Source organism: Mesorhizobium sp. FG116, assembly GCF_057809835.1.
In genome coordinates this window covers 1-463 of sequence record NZ_JBMDKS010000143.1, presented here as the reverse complement: position 1 = coordinate 463, position 463 = coordinate 1, and the positions used below count along the sequence as shown (strand labels likewise).

The 463-nt window shown below is 60.9% G+C and carries 1 pseudogene; it reads left to right on the top strand.

Annotation, left to right across the window (positions count from 1 at the left end):
* Positions 1-326 (top strand): annotated as a pseudogene (locus ACODTY_RS24165) (methionyl-tRNA formyltransferase); the annotation flags it as partial.
* Between the last annotated feature and the right edge of the window lie 137 nt (positions 327-463).

The following is a 463-nucleotide window of genomic DNA, read 5'->3' as shown; positions in this document are numbered from 1 at the left end:
CCCATATCGACCACATCTACAATCTGATCCGCGGCTGCGATCCGGCGCCGGGCGCCTGGACCACCATCGGCGGCATCAAGGTCCGCATCTACGAGACGCGCAAGCACCCTGTGCGGCGCTTCGAGGACGTGCGCGGCAAGCCGGGCGAAATCAGCGCCATCGGTGAGAAGGGCGTCTCCATCATCGTCCAGGGCGGCCAGGTCGAACTGCTCAAGGTCAAGCCGGAAGGCGGCGCCAAGGTATCCGCCGCTGAGTTCTTCACAAGCATCGGCTTCAACGTCGGAAACGCCCTCACTGACCCGCTGCCCCTGCCGGAAGCCGCCTGACGACGAAGCTTCGCTGCCAATCAACAAAACAAAAAATGGGAGACTAAAGATGACTGTAGGGATGAAGCCGATGTCGGACATTTCGATTGCACGTGCGGCAAAGAAGAAGCCGATCCAGGAAGTAGGCGCGAAGCTCG